Origin of the sequence: Xenorhabdus sp. PR6a, assembly GCF_028599065.1 — a bacterium.
In the GTDB taxonomy this organism is placed as follows: Bacteria; Pseudomonadota; Gammaproteobacteria; order Enterobacterales; family Enterobacteriaceae; genus Xenorhabdus; species Xenorhabdus doucetiae.
Window position 1 is genome coordinate 1 of the sequence record NZ_JAQRFJ010000068.1, and the last position, 15,830, is coordinate 15,830.

Consider the following 15,830-nt stretch of genomic DNA (forward strand, 5'->3'; position numbering starts at 1 on the left):
TTTAATGTTAATCAATTTGATTTATTTACCAGCACATAACCCTCACATTAATATTTTTTGATATTCATTTAGTGAATATTATGCCAAATATGGTATTACTTTTTTCGTTAGTGTGATCCACCGTTGAGAAGCTAGCATACTAGTATATTAACCTCCCTCGCTTCACGATCACCTTGAATAAATAAACAAAATCACAACCCGCGCGATACATTGTGTTACAGGAATGTTAACAACAGTACAATCATCTGGATGTATTGCCAGCGAAATAATAGCTATATAGAGGCATTTACTATGAGTAAAACCGCTCCGGTCGGTTTATGGGATCAACCCAAACCCTTTTTTATGATCTTTTTTGTGGAATTATGGGAAAGATTTGGCTACTACGGTGTTCAAGGCATTCTTGCTGTTTACTTCGTTCAACAACTTGGATTTTCAGAAACACAATCATTTATTACTTTCGGTGCATTTACGGCACTGGTTTACGGCCTGATTTCCATCGGTGGCTATGTTGGTGATCACTTATTGGGGACAAAACGAACCATTGTTCTGGGCGCCATTGTACTGGCAATCGGCTATTTCATGATTGGACTTTCCATCATGGAGCCTGAGCTGATTTTTTATGCTTTGGGAACTGTTGCTGTCGGTAATGGCCTTTTCAAAGCTAATCCGGCCAGCCTGCTGGCAAAATGTTACCCGCCGCAAGACCCGCGTTTAGATGGCGCATTTACGCTGTTTTATATGTCCATCAACCTGGGTTCTCTGGTTTCTCTTTCGTTTGCCCCCGTCATTGCTGAAAAATATGGTTATGCCATCACCTATAATATCTGCGGGATTGGCTTGATTATCGCCCTGCTGGTTTATATTGCCTGCCGCCGCATGATACATAATATTGGTTCTGAACCCGACCATGCCTCTCTTAACTACGCAACCTTGTTTTTGGTTCTGATTGGTGCAGTGGTGATGATTGGTATCTGTGCATGGCTATTACACAACATCAAAATTGCTAATATTGCCCTGATGGCGATTTCGGTTATTGTAGTGATGATTTTCTTCTGGCAGGCATTCAAACAGGATAAGGTCGGCCGCAATAAGATGTTTGTGGCATTTATTTTGATGCTGCAAGCCATCGTGTTCTATATCCTGTATAACCAGATGCCGACTTCCCTCAACTTCTTTGCCATCAACAACGTTCACCATCAGATTCTGGGTTTTAATATCAATCCCATCAGTTTTCAGGCTCTGAACCCATTCTGGATCATTATCGTCAGCCCGATCTTGGCCGTGGTTTACACCAAACTGGGTGCCAAAGGTAAAGATTTTTCCATGCCAACCAAATTCACCTTCGGCATGTTTCTGTGCTCGCTGGGCTTCCTGACCGCTGCTGCCTCTGGTTTATTTGCTGATGAGCAGGGTATAACATCCCCGTGGTTTATCGTGCTGGTCTATCTGTTCCAGAGCGTCGGGGAGTTGATGATCAGTGCATTAGGGCTGGCAATGGTCGCGACGTTTGTGCCTAGCTACCTGACGGGTTTTATCCTCGGTATGTGGTTCCTGTCACAAGCCGCCGCATCCGTATTAGGTAGCTATGTGGCAACCTTTACTGCCGCACCAGAAGGCGTAACGAATCCACTGCAAACCCTGCCAATTTATATGGAAGTCTTTGGTAAAATCGGGATTGCCACTCTGATTGTCGCCGTAGTTATGGCCTTTATGGTGCCGTGGCTGAACAGGATTATGAAAGCGTAAGTATCACTATCCTAATTCTGTTTGATTAAATAAATTTTCCGCTCGTTGGTAATTAAAATAACGGGCGGAAATTTTGTCTTTTTAAATTATAGAATATGATTCTTTATATAGGCGATAAATAACGATGGATTCGCATAAACAATACGTATAATACCAATGTAAGAAGGAAATTATCCAATTTGTAGATAGAGAATTAGTGGTAGAATAGTATGAAAAAACTTATTGCACTTGCAATACTCTTTGTTCCCGGTATTTCCTTATCGTCAACAAACGACGATTTAGATTATTGTGCCACATCCCAATCCTGGATTGCTCAATATGTGATAAATACAGTCGTCGAGAAAAATAAACAGCTTGATCGAATGAAAGCAACCTCTTCCTTAATTGAAAGAAGAAAGTTAATAAAAGGAAAGAAACCCATCGTATTTAACGAGTGGGGGCAGTTGTATACTCAGACAACGGAAATTTCTATTCCTTATATCGATAATCACAAAAAACCAGTTATTTTAATTGCTTCATCAATTATATCAGCAGAAGAGTGTTCATTAACAGAACCCACTTATTTTGATATAACCCCAGAAAACAATTAGCTTTATTTTTTAGATCAAGCTGGCTAATTCAAAAAGAATGTAGCCAGCTTTTACATTATCTTAATAACGGCTTGCTGAATAACAATGGGTTATTACAGCACGTCAACCGCATTCAGTTCTTTGAAAGCCTGTTCCAGACGAACAATCATCGTCGCCTGACCGGCACGCAGCCAAACACGTGGATCATAGTATTTCTTGTTAGGCTTGTCCGCACCTTCCGGGTTACCCAACTGGCCTTGCAGGTAGCCTTCGTTCTTTTTGTAGTAGTTCAGAATACCTTCCCAAGTTGCCCACTGGGTATCGGTATCAATATTCATTTTTACTACACCGTAGCTAACCGCTTCCTGAATCTCTTCTGCGGTAGAACCGGAACCGCCGTGGAAGACAAAATCCAAGCTGTTGTGTGGCAGGTTGAATTTCTCAGACACGTACTCCTGCGAGTTGTGCAGGATTTTTGGCGTCAGTTTAACGTTACCGGGTTTGTAGACACCGTGAACATTACCGAAAGAAGCTGCGATGGTGAAACGTGGACTGATAGCATTGAGTTTCTCATACGCATAAGCCACGTCTTCCGGCTGAGTATACAGGGAAGAACTGTCCAGATGGCTGTTATCAACGCCGTCTTCTTCCCCACCCGTACAACCCAGTTCGATTTCCAGCGTCATGTCGATTTTCGCCATGCGTGCCAGATATTGGCTGCAAATTTCGATATTTTCTTCCAGCGATTCTTCTGACAGGTCGATCATATGGGAAGAGAACAGTGGCTTGCCGGTTTGCGCGTAGTGTTTCTCACCCGCGTCCAGCAGGCCGTCGATCCACGGCAGCAGTTTACGTGCGCAGTGGTCGGTATGCAGAATAACCGGCACACCGTAATGTTCTGCCATTTGGTGAACGTGGTGGGCGCCGGAAATAGCACCGATAATCGCGGCTTGCTGACCTTCTGCTTTCAGCCCCTTACCTGCAATGAAAGACGCACCGCCGTTAGAAAACTGGATAATGACCGGAGCACGTACTTTTGCCGCCGTTTCCAACACGGCGTTGATGGAATCCGTACCGACGCAGTTAACCGCGGGTAATGCGAAGTTATTTTCTTTAGCGACGGCAAAGACTTTTTGAACATCATCACCAGTGATGACACCCGGTTTTACGAAATCAAAAATTTTAGACATGTTACGTGGTCCTGTATTGACATTGAACAGGCAGTCAGTGCTGCCTGTTATCACAACTTAGTTACTGTTAGCACGTTCTTCCAGCATCACAACGGCGGGCAGTTTTTTGCCTTCAACGAACTCAAGGAAAGCACCACCACCCGTAGAGATGTAAGAGATCTTGTCAGCAATTTCGAACAGATCGATGGCTGCCAAGGTATCACCGCCACCTGCGATTGAGAAAGCCTCGCTCTCAGCAATGGCACGGGCAACAATTTCGGTTCCTTTACGGAAGTTAGGGAATTCAAAAACGCCTACTGGTCCATTCCACAGAATGGTCTTGGCGCTTTTCAGGATTTCAGCCAGACGTTCAGCAGACGCATCGCCCAAGTCAAGGATCTGCTCTTCGTCTTTAATTTCGCTGGTGGATTTCAGTGTTGCTTGTGCCGTTTCAGAGAACTCTGTCGCCACACGCACATCGGTAGGAACCGGGATATCACAGCTTTCCAGCAGTTTTTTCGCTTCTGGGATCAAATCATCTTCGTACAGTGAACGGCCAACGTTGTGCCCTTCCGCAGCAACGAACGTATTGGCAATCCCACCACCCACGATCAGCTGATCGGCAATTTTAGACAGGGAATCAAGCACCGTCAGTTTGGTTGAAACCTTAGAGCCACCCACAATCGCCACCATTGGACGAGCAGGCTTGTGCAGTGCCTTGGCCAAAGCCTCCAGTTCACCGGACAGCAGCGGACCCGCACAGGCAATTGGTGCGAATTTGGCAACGCCGTGGGTTGACGCTTGCGCACGGTGCGCTGTACCAAACGCATCCATTACGTACACATCACACAGTGCAGCATACTGCTTGGATAACGTTTCATCGTCTTTTTTCTCACCTTTGTTGAAGCGAACGTTTTCCAGAACCACTAATTCGCCTTCCGCCGCTTCAACGCCATCCAGATAATCTTTTTCCAGACGAACCGGAGAAGAAAGGGCTTCTTTCAGATAATCAACGACAGGTTGCAGTGAGAACTCTTCGTTGTATTCTCCCTCAGTCGGGCGTCCCAGGTGAGAAGTAACCATGACCTTGGCTCCCTGACTCAACGCAGCCTCAATCGTCGGCAAGGACGCACGGATACGTGCATCAGAGGTAACTTTGCCATCTTTTACCGGCACATTCAGATCAGCACGGATCAATACGCGTTTACCCGCCAGATCTAAATCAGTCATCTTAATTACAGACATGGTGAATCCTCTCATTGATTCTTTATAAATTACTCAATCTTCCGCTGTGTGCTGTTTGTGACACAACAAATGATTATTTGAAACCCGTTGCGGCCATTGCCAGTGTCGTATCAAGCATACGGTTGGCAAAGCCCCACTCATTATCACACCACACAAGCGTCTTAATCAGGTGATTACCGCTCACCCGCGTTTGTGTGCCATCCACAATAGCACTGTGGGGATCGTGGTTAAAATCCGTTGAAACCAACGGCAAATCGGTATAATCCACTATACCATGAAACTCTCTGGCCGCTGATTTTTGCAGGATCTGGTTAACATCTTTGACATCCACTGACGTGCGGACTGTCACGCTCAAGTCAATGGCTGTCACATTGATGGTGGGCACCCGGACAGAAATCGCCTCAAACCGATCATTGAATTTCGGGAAAATACGTGTGATCCCCGCCGCCAGTTTTGTATCAACCGGAATGATGGATTGACTGGCCGCTCGGGTGCGACGTAAATCACAGTGATAAGCGTCAATCACGGGTTGATCATTCATTGATGCGTGAATGGTTGTCACTGTACCCGATTCAATATTGAATGCATCATCCAACACCTTGATGACGGGAATGATGCAGTTTGTGGTACAGGAGGCATTGGAAACAATGCAATCTTCGGCAACCAATTCATGATGATTGACACCATAGACCACAGTGGCATCCAGATCATTGCCTCCCGGATGCGCAAACAGGACTTTTTTGGCTCCGCTGGCAATATGAGATTCTCCGTCTGCCCGCTCACCATACTTGCCCGTACAGTCAAGCACGATATCAATACCCAGTTCTTTCCACGGCAGAGCTGAAATCTCCGGTTGATGAAACAGCCGGATACTGTCGTCTCCTACTTGCAATAAATCATTGTTCAGGCGTACATCCCATGCAAAACGCCCATGACTGGAATCGTATTTCAATAAGTGAGCAATGCCTTGTGCATCCGCCAACTCATTGATAGCGATCACTGAAATTTCAGCCCGACGCCCGGATTCGTAAAGGGCACGCAAGACGCTGCGCCCTATTCTCCCGAAACCGTTAATCGCTACCCTGATAGTCATGTTACTCCCTGAATGTCTCTGTAGTCATGCAACCGCTTAGAATAACTGAGCAACGTCGGCTTGTACGGATAATTCATCATAAAATTAATCAGATTGTGACAGACAAGACATTTTATCATTTCATTTACGCATCAAACTGAAACGGTTCAGCTTTAATGGGAGCAGGTTACGAGAAAACAAGCGTGATGGCAAGCGCCATTCGTCACATCATAGAGGAAAAGTTGAACAAAAAAAGAGCGCATTCGCTCTAAAATTGATGCGAATGCGCTTATCAGGATAATTTGTTGATTATTTCAGCAAAGATGATGCCTTGGCGACAACATTTTCAACCGTGAAACCAAACGCTTTGAATAGCTCGTCAGCCGGTGCAGATTCACCGAACGTATGCATACCGACGATAGCGCCGTTAATACCTACGTATTTGAACCAGTAATCAGCAATACCCGCTTCGATGGCAACACGGGCAGAAACTGCCGCTGGCAGTACGGCTTCACGATAGGCAGCATCCTGCTTATCGAAAGCATCGGTGGATGGCATGGAAACCACGCGAACCTGACGGCCTTCGGCAGTCAGTTGTTCAGCCGCTTTCACCGCCAATTCGACTTCAGAACCCGTTGCAATCAAGATCAACTCAGGCTGACCGGCACAATCTTTCAGGATGTAAGCGCCTTTCTCGATATTCGCCAATTGTTCAGCCGTACGCGCCTGCTGTGCCAGATTCTGGCGGGAGAAGATCAGCGAAGTTGGGCCATCTTTGCGCTCAATGGCATATTTCCACGCCACCGCAGATTCAACCTGGTCACATGGACGCCATGTGCTCATGTTTGGCGTGACGCGCAGGCTGGCAATCTGTTCTACTGGCTGGTGGGTCGGGCCATCTTCACCCAGGCCGATGGAATCGTGGGTATAAACGAAGATGCTGCGCACTTTCATCAGCGCCGCCATACGTACCGCGTTACGGGCATATTCGACGAACATCAGGAAGGTTGCGCCATAAGGTACAAAACCACCGTGCAGTGCAATACCGTTCATGATGGCAGACATGCCGAATTCACGCACACCATAGTGAATATAGTTACCGTCCTGAACCTCGTTCAGTGGCTTGGAGCCAGACCACATGGTCAGGTTACTCGGTGCTAAGTCAGCGGAGCCGCCCATAAATTCCGGCAGAACTTTACCGAATGCTTCCAGTGCATTTTGTGATGCTTTGCGGCTGGCAATGGAGGCGGGATTCTGTTGCAGGTTTTCAATGAATGCCTTGGATTCGGCTTCCCAGTTTGCCGGCAGTTCACCGTGGGTACGGCGGGTGAATTCAGCGGCCAGTTCTGGGTAAGCATTCGCATAGGCCGCAAATTTCTCGTCCCAAGCAGCTTCTTTAGTCTTACCTGATTCTTGCGCGTTCCAACCCGCGTAAATGTCTTGGGGAATGTCAAACGCAGGATGTTCCCAACCCAGCGCCTTGCGGGTTGCTTCGATTTCAGCATCCCCCAGCGGAGCACCGTGGCATTCTTCTTTACCGGCTTTGTTTGGTGAGCCAAAACCGATGATGGTTTTGCACATCAACAGGGAAGGTTTGCCTGTCTCTTGACGTGCGGCTTCAATCGCTGCCGCAATTGCCTCGGAGTCATGACCATCGACACCACGGATAACATGCCAGCCATAGGCTTCAAAGCGTGTTGCGGTGTCATCGGTGAACCAACCTTCTACTTCACCATCGATAGAGATGCCGTTGTCATCATAGAATGCAATTAATTTGCCCAGTTTCAGCGTACCTGCCAAAGAGCAAACTTCATGGGAGATCCCTTCCATCATACAGCCGTCACCCATAAACACATAAGTGAAGTGATCGACGATATCATGGCCGGGACGGTTGAATTGCGCTGCCAGTGTACGTTCTGCAATCGCAAAACCAACTGCGTTGGCAATACCCTGCCCCAATGGGCCAGTGGTGGTTTCTACGCCTGGAGTATAGCCATATTCTGGATGGCCCGGCGTTTTAGAGTGCAATTGACGGAAATTTTTCAAATCATCAATAGAAACATCATAACCCGTCAGATGCAGAAGGCTGTATATCAGCATGGAGCCATGACCATTGGATAACACAAAACGGTCACGATCAGCCCAGACAGGATTAGAAGGATTATGGTTCAGATAATCGCGCCACAGCACTTCGGCAATGTCGGCCATTCCCATTGGTGCGCCGGGATGCCCTGATTTTGCTTTCTGCACAGCGTCCATGCTCAAAAAGCGGATAGCATTAGCAAGGGTTTTACGAGTGGTCATTCTTTACTCCAAGTCGGATAAAAGCGTTTAGTGAACTAAGGACTAATTTTCGCAGCGCAGTATACAAACCGCAATCATTAATGTCAGATAATTAACGTCAGTTTAAGGAGGACTATCTTAATTTCTCCTTGGCAATAATTCTTTGATTTACCCCGTTGTTTTGCTGCCTTCTTGTGGCAATGCGTACAATCAGGGTATTTTTGCGCAAATAGGGTCATTATCTAATGTGATTTGCGCAATAGAAAGCCACGTATTAGACACGATACCCAATAGGTTAATCAAGGCCAAAAAGCAGCGTTTTTCTGCCAAGTTAGGAGGATGCGATAAACGTGATAACCTTCTTTGACTGGAAACATTTACTGATTTAGAGAAAGGTAGATGTCAGAATTTTCATCCTCAAAACACTTAAGATTCACTTGTAATATATTTTGACTAACGGATAAACCCGTATGAATTACAGCCAATCTAATTTCAGCAACCAATTGTTTCAGAGTAAGGTAGATACCTGAACTAATATTGGAAAAAAATAATATCGCTATAAAAAAGAAAAATCAAAATAAAATTTTTTTAATAAACCATTTATGACCAACTATCACTATTCTATTTTTGCCTCCAATAAATTATCACTAAATATAAAAATAACTCATAAAAACATGCCCAAAACTCAATAAAATTTAATTATTAGATGATAAAAAAAAGGAATTTGAATTAATGATATAAAAAAGTGAACTTATAAGCTCAGCATCATTTGAATAGCGTTTAAAAATGATAGAAGTCAATCTTCTCCCGCACATATCGCGGGAGAAGATTGCAGGCTCTCACTATTATTAAATTTATTTAACTACATTCAAAAATTATTAAGGAAATAACATGAAAAGAATAATTATTTTTATTTCATTATATTTATTAGGGTTACAAATAGCTTTTGCTAACGTTAATTCAATAAATACACAGTCTGGCTATGATCTTGCGAATGAATTAACTCAGAGATACAACGACACTAGAAATGATTGTGGAGATGAAGATCGTCCTGCATTTTTATGTTCCGGAATTATGTTGAGAGGAACAGTCCCTTCAGATAATTATTACTCTTGGAATCCAAGCCCACGCTCGCAAGCTAGCGGTGGTGTTTCGTTTTCTTACTTGAGAACGGACTCGAAGCTCTTAACATTAGATGCTGGTTACACAAATGGGTTTATTTTTTCGCCTTATTTATCAGCCTCAGCAAATAATAAAGAACACCCTGAAGCGCTTTGCTATTTTCCTCTCAATGCAGACTCTGCAAACAGAAATGAAAAAGGATGTGGTTCTAATCCCTACTATTCCCAAAGTGCACCTTGTCAACAGCAAGGCATCACTACAGCCCAACAGTGGATAAACAATGGAAGCAGTGAGCTGGGTCAGTGTGGTTTTGATGTCAGTATTAAACCAGGGGCAAATCATGCTAATGCCTTTATACAGGGAGTTCAGGCCCGTTTACAGCTCGCGTTGACAGTAAATAATGAATTAATATTAGCTACTTGGCCCCAAAATATTCCCCATGAATTACCTATCGAAGCCTTTTTTTATCTTCAGGAAGGGCTGGCAGGAGCACAACATGATCAACGAGATTTTCTTAACGCTACAGGGAAAATAATACCAATTGTACGGATAGAGCTTCCTTCTGACTACAGTCAAGATGCGACTTTCACTTATAACCCAGAGGATCAAATTATTCGCAATTAAAATAATAACTAGAAAATAAATCTAAAAACAAAAATTAGCCCCATAGAATATTACAACTAAGATTCAACAATAAGTAGAATGTGGCTATTTACGAAAAAATAAAGTTTCAAGCGTAAATAGCCACAATACAAAACGAAATAAAAAAACATCACAAACTATAACAATATAATTACAAAGATAATTTTAGTTGACATTTTTACATGCTAAATATTAAGTTATCGATATTTTTTAAACCCTATTTTATTCTAAATCTTACTACAAATGACAAAATCTCCCCCTACATCTGACACAATATCCATTCCAACCATCATGCAATTAAATTCCATCAAGGCAAAACGCGATGAGCTTATTCACTTGCTGCATGATTGCGTCGAAAGTGATGCCTCCATCGGCTTTATTGCACCACTGGAAAAGAACGAAGCGGAGCAGTATTGGCAGGATGTCGAAACAGATCTCACATCCGGTCATCGGTTGCTACTGGTCGCGCTAGACGGTAAAAACATCGCAGGTTCAGTGCAACTTTCCCTCTGCAAGAAAAAGAACGGCCTGCATCGTGCTGATGTTGAAAAATTGATCGTACATACCGCCTATCGCCAGCGTGGGATTGGCAGGATGCTCATGGATGAACTGGAACGGCTGGCAAAGCAGCATCAACGCTGTTTGCTGGTCTTAGATACACGCACTCATGATCCAGCTTCAGCCCTGTATCGAAAATGCGGTTTTATTGAAGCCGGGCAGATCCCGAACTTTGCGCTTAATTCCACTGGGGAATTTTCAGGAACAACCTATTTTTATAAGTTGATTTGAATTTTTTAGAAAAGAAAAAGCCCCGAGTCAAAAACTCAGGGCTTATAAATTCTGGCGGTGCGGACGGGACTCGAACCCGCGACCCCCGGCGTGACAGGCCGGTATTCTAACCAACTGAACTACCGCACCGCATAGCGTTCTGGTTAAGAACGGGGTGGATAATACGGGCTACGGTAAATTCCGTCAATCGCTTTTTATAACAAAACGGTTCGTTTGCACATTTTTTCACCTTAATCATTCAGTTATCTCCATTTTGCCACGGCTTTTCAATGTAACTGTTCAGGTTTGGAACGCCAAAGACAACTGCCTCCTTTCTTTTCCACCAGATCCAAACGAGATTCATGCTGAACTAATTCTTCATCAGAAGCATAAACCACTCTCAGCCCGGCCTGCGGGCGAGTGATCTGCTGGATTTCTGTAACCTGAGTCGTGCCTGACGTTTCCCCTTCCATCGAGAACGCTAATGATGTCTGGCCACCGGTCATTGCCAGATAAACATCAGACAGAATTTCGGCATCGAGCAATGCCCCGTGGAGAGTTCGTTTTGAGTTATCGATCTGGTAACGGTCACACAACGCATCGAGGTTATTACGCTTGCCTGGGAAAAGTTGCCTTGCCAGCGTCAAGCTATCGGTAATGGTACAAAACTCAGCGGTAGGTGGAATGCCTCGATTCAGTTTACTGAATTCATAATCCATAAAACCGATATCAAACGTTGCGTTATGAATAATCAACTCAGCACCACGGATAAATTCAATGAATTCATCCGCGATATCCGCAAATTTTGGTTTATCCTGCAAAAATTCATCACTGATACCGTGAACTTCAAAGGCTTCGGGGTCAACCAAACGTTCTGGTTTGATATAAAGATGAAAATGGCGCCCTGTCAGGCGACGGTTTATCACCTCCACAGCACCAATCTCAATAATGTTGTGTCCCTCATAGTGAACACCCAACTTGTTCATACCGGTTGTTTCGGTATCGAGGACGATTTGGCGGGTAATAGCAGTGCTCATAGTGTTTTTTTGTGTCAGACTTAGAGTTTTGATTAAAGATGATATAGGAAGAGTCTACCAAAGATGAACAAACAGGTAGAAATTTTCACCGATGGTTCTTGCCTCGGCAATCCTGGCCCCGGCGGATATGGCGTTTTACTCCGCTACCAACAGCAAGAAAAAACCTTGAGTGGGGGTTATTTTCGCACCACCAATAACCGCATGGAGTTAATGGCCGCCATTATCGGGCTGGAAGCGCTCAAACGACCCTGTACTGTGATCTTGACGACGGACAGCCAATATGTGCGCCAAGGGATCACCCAATGGATCCATAACTGGAAAAAGCGCGGCTGGAGAAAAGCGGATAAATCCCCCGTCGTCAATGTCGATCTGTGGCAACGACTCGATAACGCTATCTCGCTGCATGATATTGATTGGCGTTGGGTCAAAGGCCACGCCGGACATCGGGAGAATGAACAGTGTGATGAATTGGCTCGCACAGCCGCTAATAGCCCTACTCAAGCAGATAATGGTTATATCGAAAGCGAAAATTAACCTGTCAATTAATAGCGTCGGTGAACATTTTTCGCCGCCCCCAACGCATTACTGAATTTCGGTTTCAACAATGTCGCCCGCATAGAGTTTAATGTTAATGGTATTGTCCGCTTGCGGGCAATAATCATATTCAAACAACCCAATATTGACAGACAGGCGTTATCAAGACGCTTGCTGCTTTTTTGCCACGGTAAAATATGGAAGTTAGCATGGTGAATCACTTCATAATTAAGAAGACGCAACCAATCCAATTGGCGCAACATTGAAAACATCTGGGCTTGGCAAGATTGACGACGATATATCGGGGTAATCACTTTCCTTAACCCCAGTAGGCTTATTGGATTAAACCCACTGATAACCAACCAACCGTCGTCTATCATGATCCTATCGACTTCTCTCAAGAGCCAATGTGGATCAATACTATAAGTCAGCATATGCGCCAGCAAACAAGCATCAACAGATTTAGTTGCAAAAGGGAGGTAATGGGGATCAGCAATGACGTCCATATTTTGCCCTTGTGATCCGACATTGATTTGATGGCTGACCAAACAGGAACGAGTATCAATTTCGGCACTTAAGTTACCGACTTTCACTAAATGAAAACCAAAGATTTTTGGCCACCACGGTTCCAATTGACGTTCCAGGGCAACACGGTAATATTCTCCCCACGGTAACTCAGCCCAAGAAACCGGGAGGGTTATTTGTTTGATTGAACGTGCTGATCGCATGTCATCTTCCTTTCAACCTACTATAAACCTACTATGAAAATGAGGCATATAATGGAGCTTATCAGGATCTCAGCCCTTTCAGATAACTACATTTGGCTACTTTGTGATGAAAACAAGCATTGTGTCATTATCGATCCTGCTGAATCACAGCCTGTCATTGATATTCTAGCAGCAAACCCACTTATTCCCGCGGCGATCCTGTTGACACATCACCATTCTGATCACGTTGGCGGCGTTCCCGGACTACTCAAACACTACCCCGAACTCCCGGTATATGGCCCTGAAGAGACCCAAGACAAAGGCGCAACGCATATTGTCCATGAACATAACACCGTTGAGATAGGAAGTTTCTCTTTCCGTGTTATGGAACTGCCAGGGCATACACTGGGTCACATTGCATTCTATCAGGCTCCCTATCTGTTTTGTGGAGATACGCTATTTTCTGGCGGTTGTGGACACCTGTTTGAAGGCACTGCCGAACAAATGTTTTCCTCGCTGGATAAAATTTCATCATTGCCCGATGATACCTTGATCTGCTGTGCTCACGAATACACTGCGGCAAATATGAAATTTGCAAAAGCAGTATTACCTGATAACCAGATTATTCACGATTATTATCAAGAAATTCTTAAACTACGTGAAAATAACCAAGCAACAGTTCCCACAAATTTACAAACAGAGAAAAAAATCAATGTTTTCTTAAATTGTCACGATATTGATTTACAAAAAAATATCGGTATCAAACCTAATTCAATACCACTTTCTTCTGTTTTTCAGCAATTAAGGGCTTATAAAGATCGGTTTTAATTCTGTTGGGTTGTCTTCTGCGTAATAGGTCAGTATCATTGCTCACCTTTTATGCAAACATCAGAAAAGAACATGAAGACAAAAGCGATTTTGTTCGCCTCTGTTCTTCTTGCTGGGTGTCAATCGAGCCTGCAACCCAAGGCTCCTTCCCAGCAACAAGCACAGAAGAAGATGTCTTCAACGAATCAGAAAGCAGACGGTATTGCAGGATCAGGAGATTCTGCAAACTGGAAAGTGAGTCCGACAGCCCAACAAGATTTGTGGGGACATATTCACGATGAGTTGAAGATGGAGATTCCTGATAATAGCAGGGTGAGCGAACAACAAAACTATTACTTAAAACACAAGGGCCATATCCAAAATGTAATATTGCGTGCCGAGCCGTATATTTATTGGATAGTTGAGCAACTTGATGAGCGACATATGCCAATGGAGCTGGTATTTCTGCCCATCGTGGAAAGCGCATTTAACCCCCATGCAACTTCTTACGCCAAGGCAGCCGGCTTATGGCAGATTATCCCAAGTACAGGCCGTCATTATGGCCTGACACAAGATAAATGGTACGATGCCCGTCGTGACGTTGCGGCATCAACGACCGTTGCCCTTGATATGCTGGAACACCTCAATGCACGATTTAATGGGGATTGGCTTTTGACGATTGCCGCTTACAACAGTGGTGAAGGTCGGGTTCTGCGTGCAATCAAGGACAATAAAGCCCAAGGGAAACCCACTGATTTCTGGTCGTTGTCACTGCCACGGGAAACCATGCACTATGTTCCCAAGATCTTGGCACTGAGTCATATCATTCGCCATAACGAAAAATTTAATTTCAAACTTCCCAAGCCGAACAGCCAACAAGCACTGGCTAAAGTGGAAGTCGGGCAACAAATTATGTTATCACAGGCGGCTGAACTCTCCGGGCTATCGCTGACATCAATCAGGGCCTATAACTCTGGCTATAAACAAGGTATGACGTCTCCTCATGGGCCGCATTACATTATGCTGCCCAAAATGAACGCAGACCAATTTAAGACGTTCCTGGCAGATAAAAAAGTCTTGCAAGACATTCGCCTGGCTGTTGCGAGCAACACTCGTAGGCTACAGCAACAAAGCCACTATACGGTTCGTACCGGAGATACATTGTCAGCAATTGCGAAGCGCTTCAATACAACGCACCGCGAGTTGCAAAGGTTGAACAGCTTAAAAACCGCTGATCGGCTCCAGATCGGCCAAGTACTAAAAGTTGATAATAATGGACCCGTCACCTACCAAGTGCGCAAAGGTGATTCATTTTTCAGCATTGCTAAGCGCCACGGTGTAAACCTGAATGATCTGATGAATTGGAATAAAAACATTAAAATCAAAGATATTAAACCGGGTATTGCGCTGACCCTTTATCTTAATTAAGTGAGTTTATTTCCTCAAAATATATCCCCCTGTTCTTTTGGACAGGGGATTGTTTTATCTATCATAAAATGACAAGTTGACTTTATAAAATCCACCTAATTTAATGACAAAATAAATCATCATTATTGAGGGGATTTATCTTGTCATTATTAAAGCAAAACACAATATATTCAGGCAATTTCCCTGATATTTTCACCAAGATCAACGAATATCTGCTATTTCCCTCTGGACTCCAACTGAACACTGTCCTTTATCTCGAAACAGAAAGCCGTGATTATAGCGCCATGCGGTTTCAATTGAATGGTAAGTCGGTCGTTTTTCGTCAAGCTAAAACAACGCCCAATAAACAAGGGCAATTTGTCACGCTTTGGAAAAGGCCAACGCCAGATTCAGAAATAATGCCTTTTGAAGAGAGTGATGACATTGATTTTTGTCTGATAGCCACTTTTTCAGAACATCAAAAAGGTATTTTTCTGTTCAATTCACATATTCTGTTAAAAAAAGGCGTTTTCTCAAGTCAATCTAAAGAGGGTAAAAGAGCCATGCGGGTTTATCCTGATTGGGTATCTCCGACCTCAAAGCAAGCAATCCAAACACAAAAATGGCAATCTTTGTATTTTATAAATCTCGATAAACAAGAAACTGCCATTGAGCAATTTAAGCGTGTTTTCTTAAATTAAGATACTAAGTAATCAAGAAAA

Annotated in this window: 13 protein-coding genes, 1 tRNA gene and 1 pseudogene; 8 read left to right on the forward strand and 7 right to left on the reverse strand. The window is 44.0% G+C overall.

Translation table 11 applies throughout. From position 1 onward, the window contains the following. Nucleotides 1–291: 291 nt before the first annotated feature. Nucleotides 292–1,746, forward strand: coding sequence for a dipeptide/tripeptide permease DtpB (gene dtpB, locus PSI15_RS15075; protein ID WP_273584232.1), 1,455 nt, complete (start codon nt 292–294; stop codon nt 1,744–1,746). Nucleotides 1,747–1,955: 209 nt separating this feature from the next. Continuing rightward, the gene (locus PSI15_RS15080; protein WP_273584233.1) at nt 1,956–2,336 is read left to right on the forward strand and encodes a hypothetical protein; all 381 of its coding nucleotides are present in this window, start codon (nt 1,956–1,958) and stop codon (nt 2,334–2,336) included. Between the two features lie 92 nt (nt 2,337–2,428). Here PSI15_RS15080 and fbaA read toward each other — a convergent pair whose 3' ends face one another. The 4 genes from fbaA to tkt form a co-directional block, all read right to left on the reverse strand. Continuing rightward, nucleotides 2,429–3,505: a class II fructose-bisphosphate aldolase gene (gene fbaA, locus PSI15_RS15085; protein WP_045969111.1), complete on the reverse strand. Its 1,077-nt coding sequence runs from the start codon at nt 3,503–3,505 to the stop codon at nt 2,429–2,431. A gap of 57 nt (nt 3,506–3,562) precedes the next feature. After that, nucleotides 3,563–4,729: a phosphoglycerate kinase gene (pgk, locus tag PSI15_RS15090; protein WP_273584234.1), complete on the reverse strand. Its 1,167-nt coding sequence runs from the start codon at nt 4,727–4,729 to the stop codon at nt 3,563–3,565. 73 nt (nt 4,730–4,802) lie between these two features. Further along, nucleotides 4,803–5,822, reverse strand: coding sequence for an erythrose-4-phosphate dehydrogenase (gene epd, locus PSI15_RS15095; RefSeq protein ID WP_273584235.1), 1,020 nt, complete (start codon nt 5,820–5,822; stop codon nt 4,803–4,805). Nucleotides 5,823–6,110: 288 nt separating this feature from the next. Beyond that, the gene (gene tkt, locus PSI15_RS15100) at nt 6,111–8,105 is read right to left on the reverse strand and encodes a transketolase (protein ID WP_273584236.1); all 1,995 of its coding nucleotides are present in this window, start codon (nt 8,103–8,105) and stop codon (nt 6,111–6,113) included. An 870-nt stretch (nt 8,106–8,975) separates the two neighbouring features. Between tkt and PSI15_RS15105 the strand changes: the two genes are divergently transcribed. Both PSI15_RS15105 and PSI15_RS15110 read left to right on the forward strand, forming a co-directional pair. Next, on the forward strand, nt 8,976–9,830 hold the full coding sequence (locus PSI15_RS15105) for an N-acyl homoserine lactonase (protein ID WP_273584237.1): 855 nt from the start codon (nt 8,976–8,978) through the stop codon (nt 9,828–9,830). Nucleotides 9,831–10,091: 261 nt separating this feature from the next. Then, entirely contained in the window at nt 10,092–10,637 is a 546-nt protein-coding gene (locus PSI15_RS15110) for a GNAT family N-acetyltransferase (protein ID WP_273584238.1), read from the forward strand. A gap of 52 nt (nt 10,638–10,689) precedes the next feature. Here the strand turns inward: PSI15_RS15110 and PSI15_RS15115 are convergent. Both PSI15_RS15115 and dnaQ read right to left on the reverse strand, forming a co-directional pair. After that, nucleotides 10,690–10,766: transfer RNA gene (locus PSI15_RS15115), tRNA-Asp, on the reverse strand. 137 nt (nt 10,767–10,903) lie between these two features. Next, nucleotides 10,904–11,653, reverse strand: a complete 750-nt coding sequence (dnaQ, locus tag PSI15_RS15120) for a DNA polymerase III subunit epsilon (RefSeq protein ID WP_273584239.1) — start codon at nt 11,651–11,653, stop codon at nt 10,904–10,906. Here dnaQ and rnhA point away from each other — a divergent pair. Then, nucleotides 11,601–12,187 (forward strand): annotated as a pseudogene (gene rnhA, locus PSI15_RS15125) (ribonuclease HI). The gene dnaQ and the pseudogene rnhA sit on opposite strands and share 53 nt — an antisense overlap. 8 nt (nt 12,188–12,195) lie before the next feature. Here rnhA and PSI15_RS15130 read toward each other — a convergent pair. Continuing rightward, nucleotides 12,196–12,915: a class I SAM-dependent methyltransferase gene (locus tag PSI15_RS15130; RefSeq protein ID WP_273584240.1), complete on the reverse strand. Its 720-nt coding sequence runs from the start codon at nt 12,913–12,915 to the stop codon at nt 12,196–12,198. A 51-nt stretch (nt 12,916–12,966) separates the two neighbouring features. Between PSI15_RS15130 and gloB the strand changes: the two genes are divergently transcribed. The 3 genes from gloB (at nt 12,967) to PSI15_RS15145 (ending at nt 15,809) form a co-directional block, all read left to right on the forward strand. Continuing rightward, nucleotides 12,967–13,722 (forward strand): hydroxyacylglutathione hydrolase, encoded by a 756-nt coding sequence (gene gloB, locus PSI15_RS15135; protein WP_273584241.1) that lies wholly within the window; start codon nt 12,967–12,969, stop codon nt 13,720–13,722. Nucleotides 13,723–13,794: 72 nt separating this feature from the next. After that, nucleotides 13,795–15,129, forward strand: coding sequence for a murein transglycosylase D (gene mltD, locus PSI15_RS15140; RefSeq protein ID WP_273584242.1), 1,335 nt, complete (start codon nt 13,795–13,797; stop codon nt 15,127–15,129). Nucleotides 15,130–15,269: 140 nt separating this feature from the next. Beyond that, the gene (locus tag PSI15_RS15145; RefSeq protein ID WP_273584243.1) at nt 15,270–15,809 is read left to right on the forward strand and encodes a MepB family protein; all 540 of its coding nucleotides are present in this window, start codon (nt 15,270–15,272) and stop codon (nt 15,807–15,809) included. Nucleotides 15,810–15,830 lie beyond the last annotated feature (21 nt).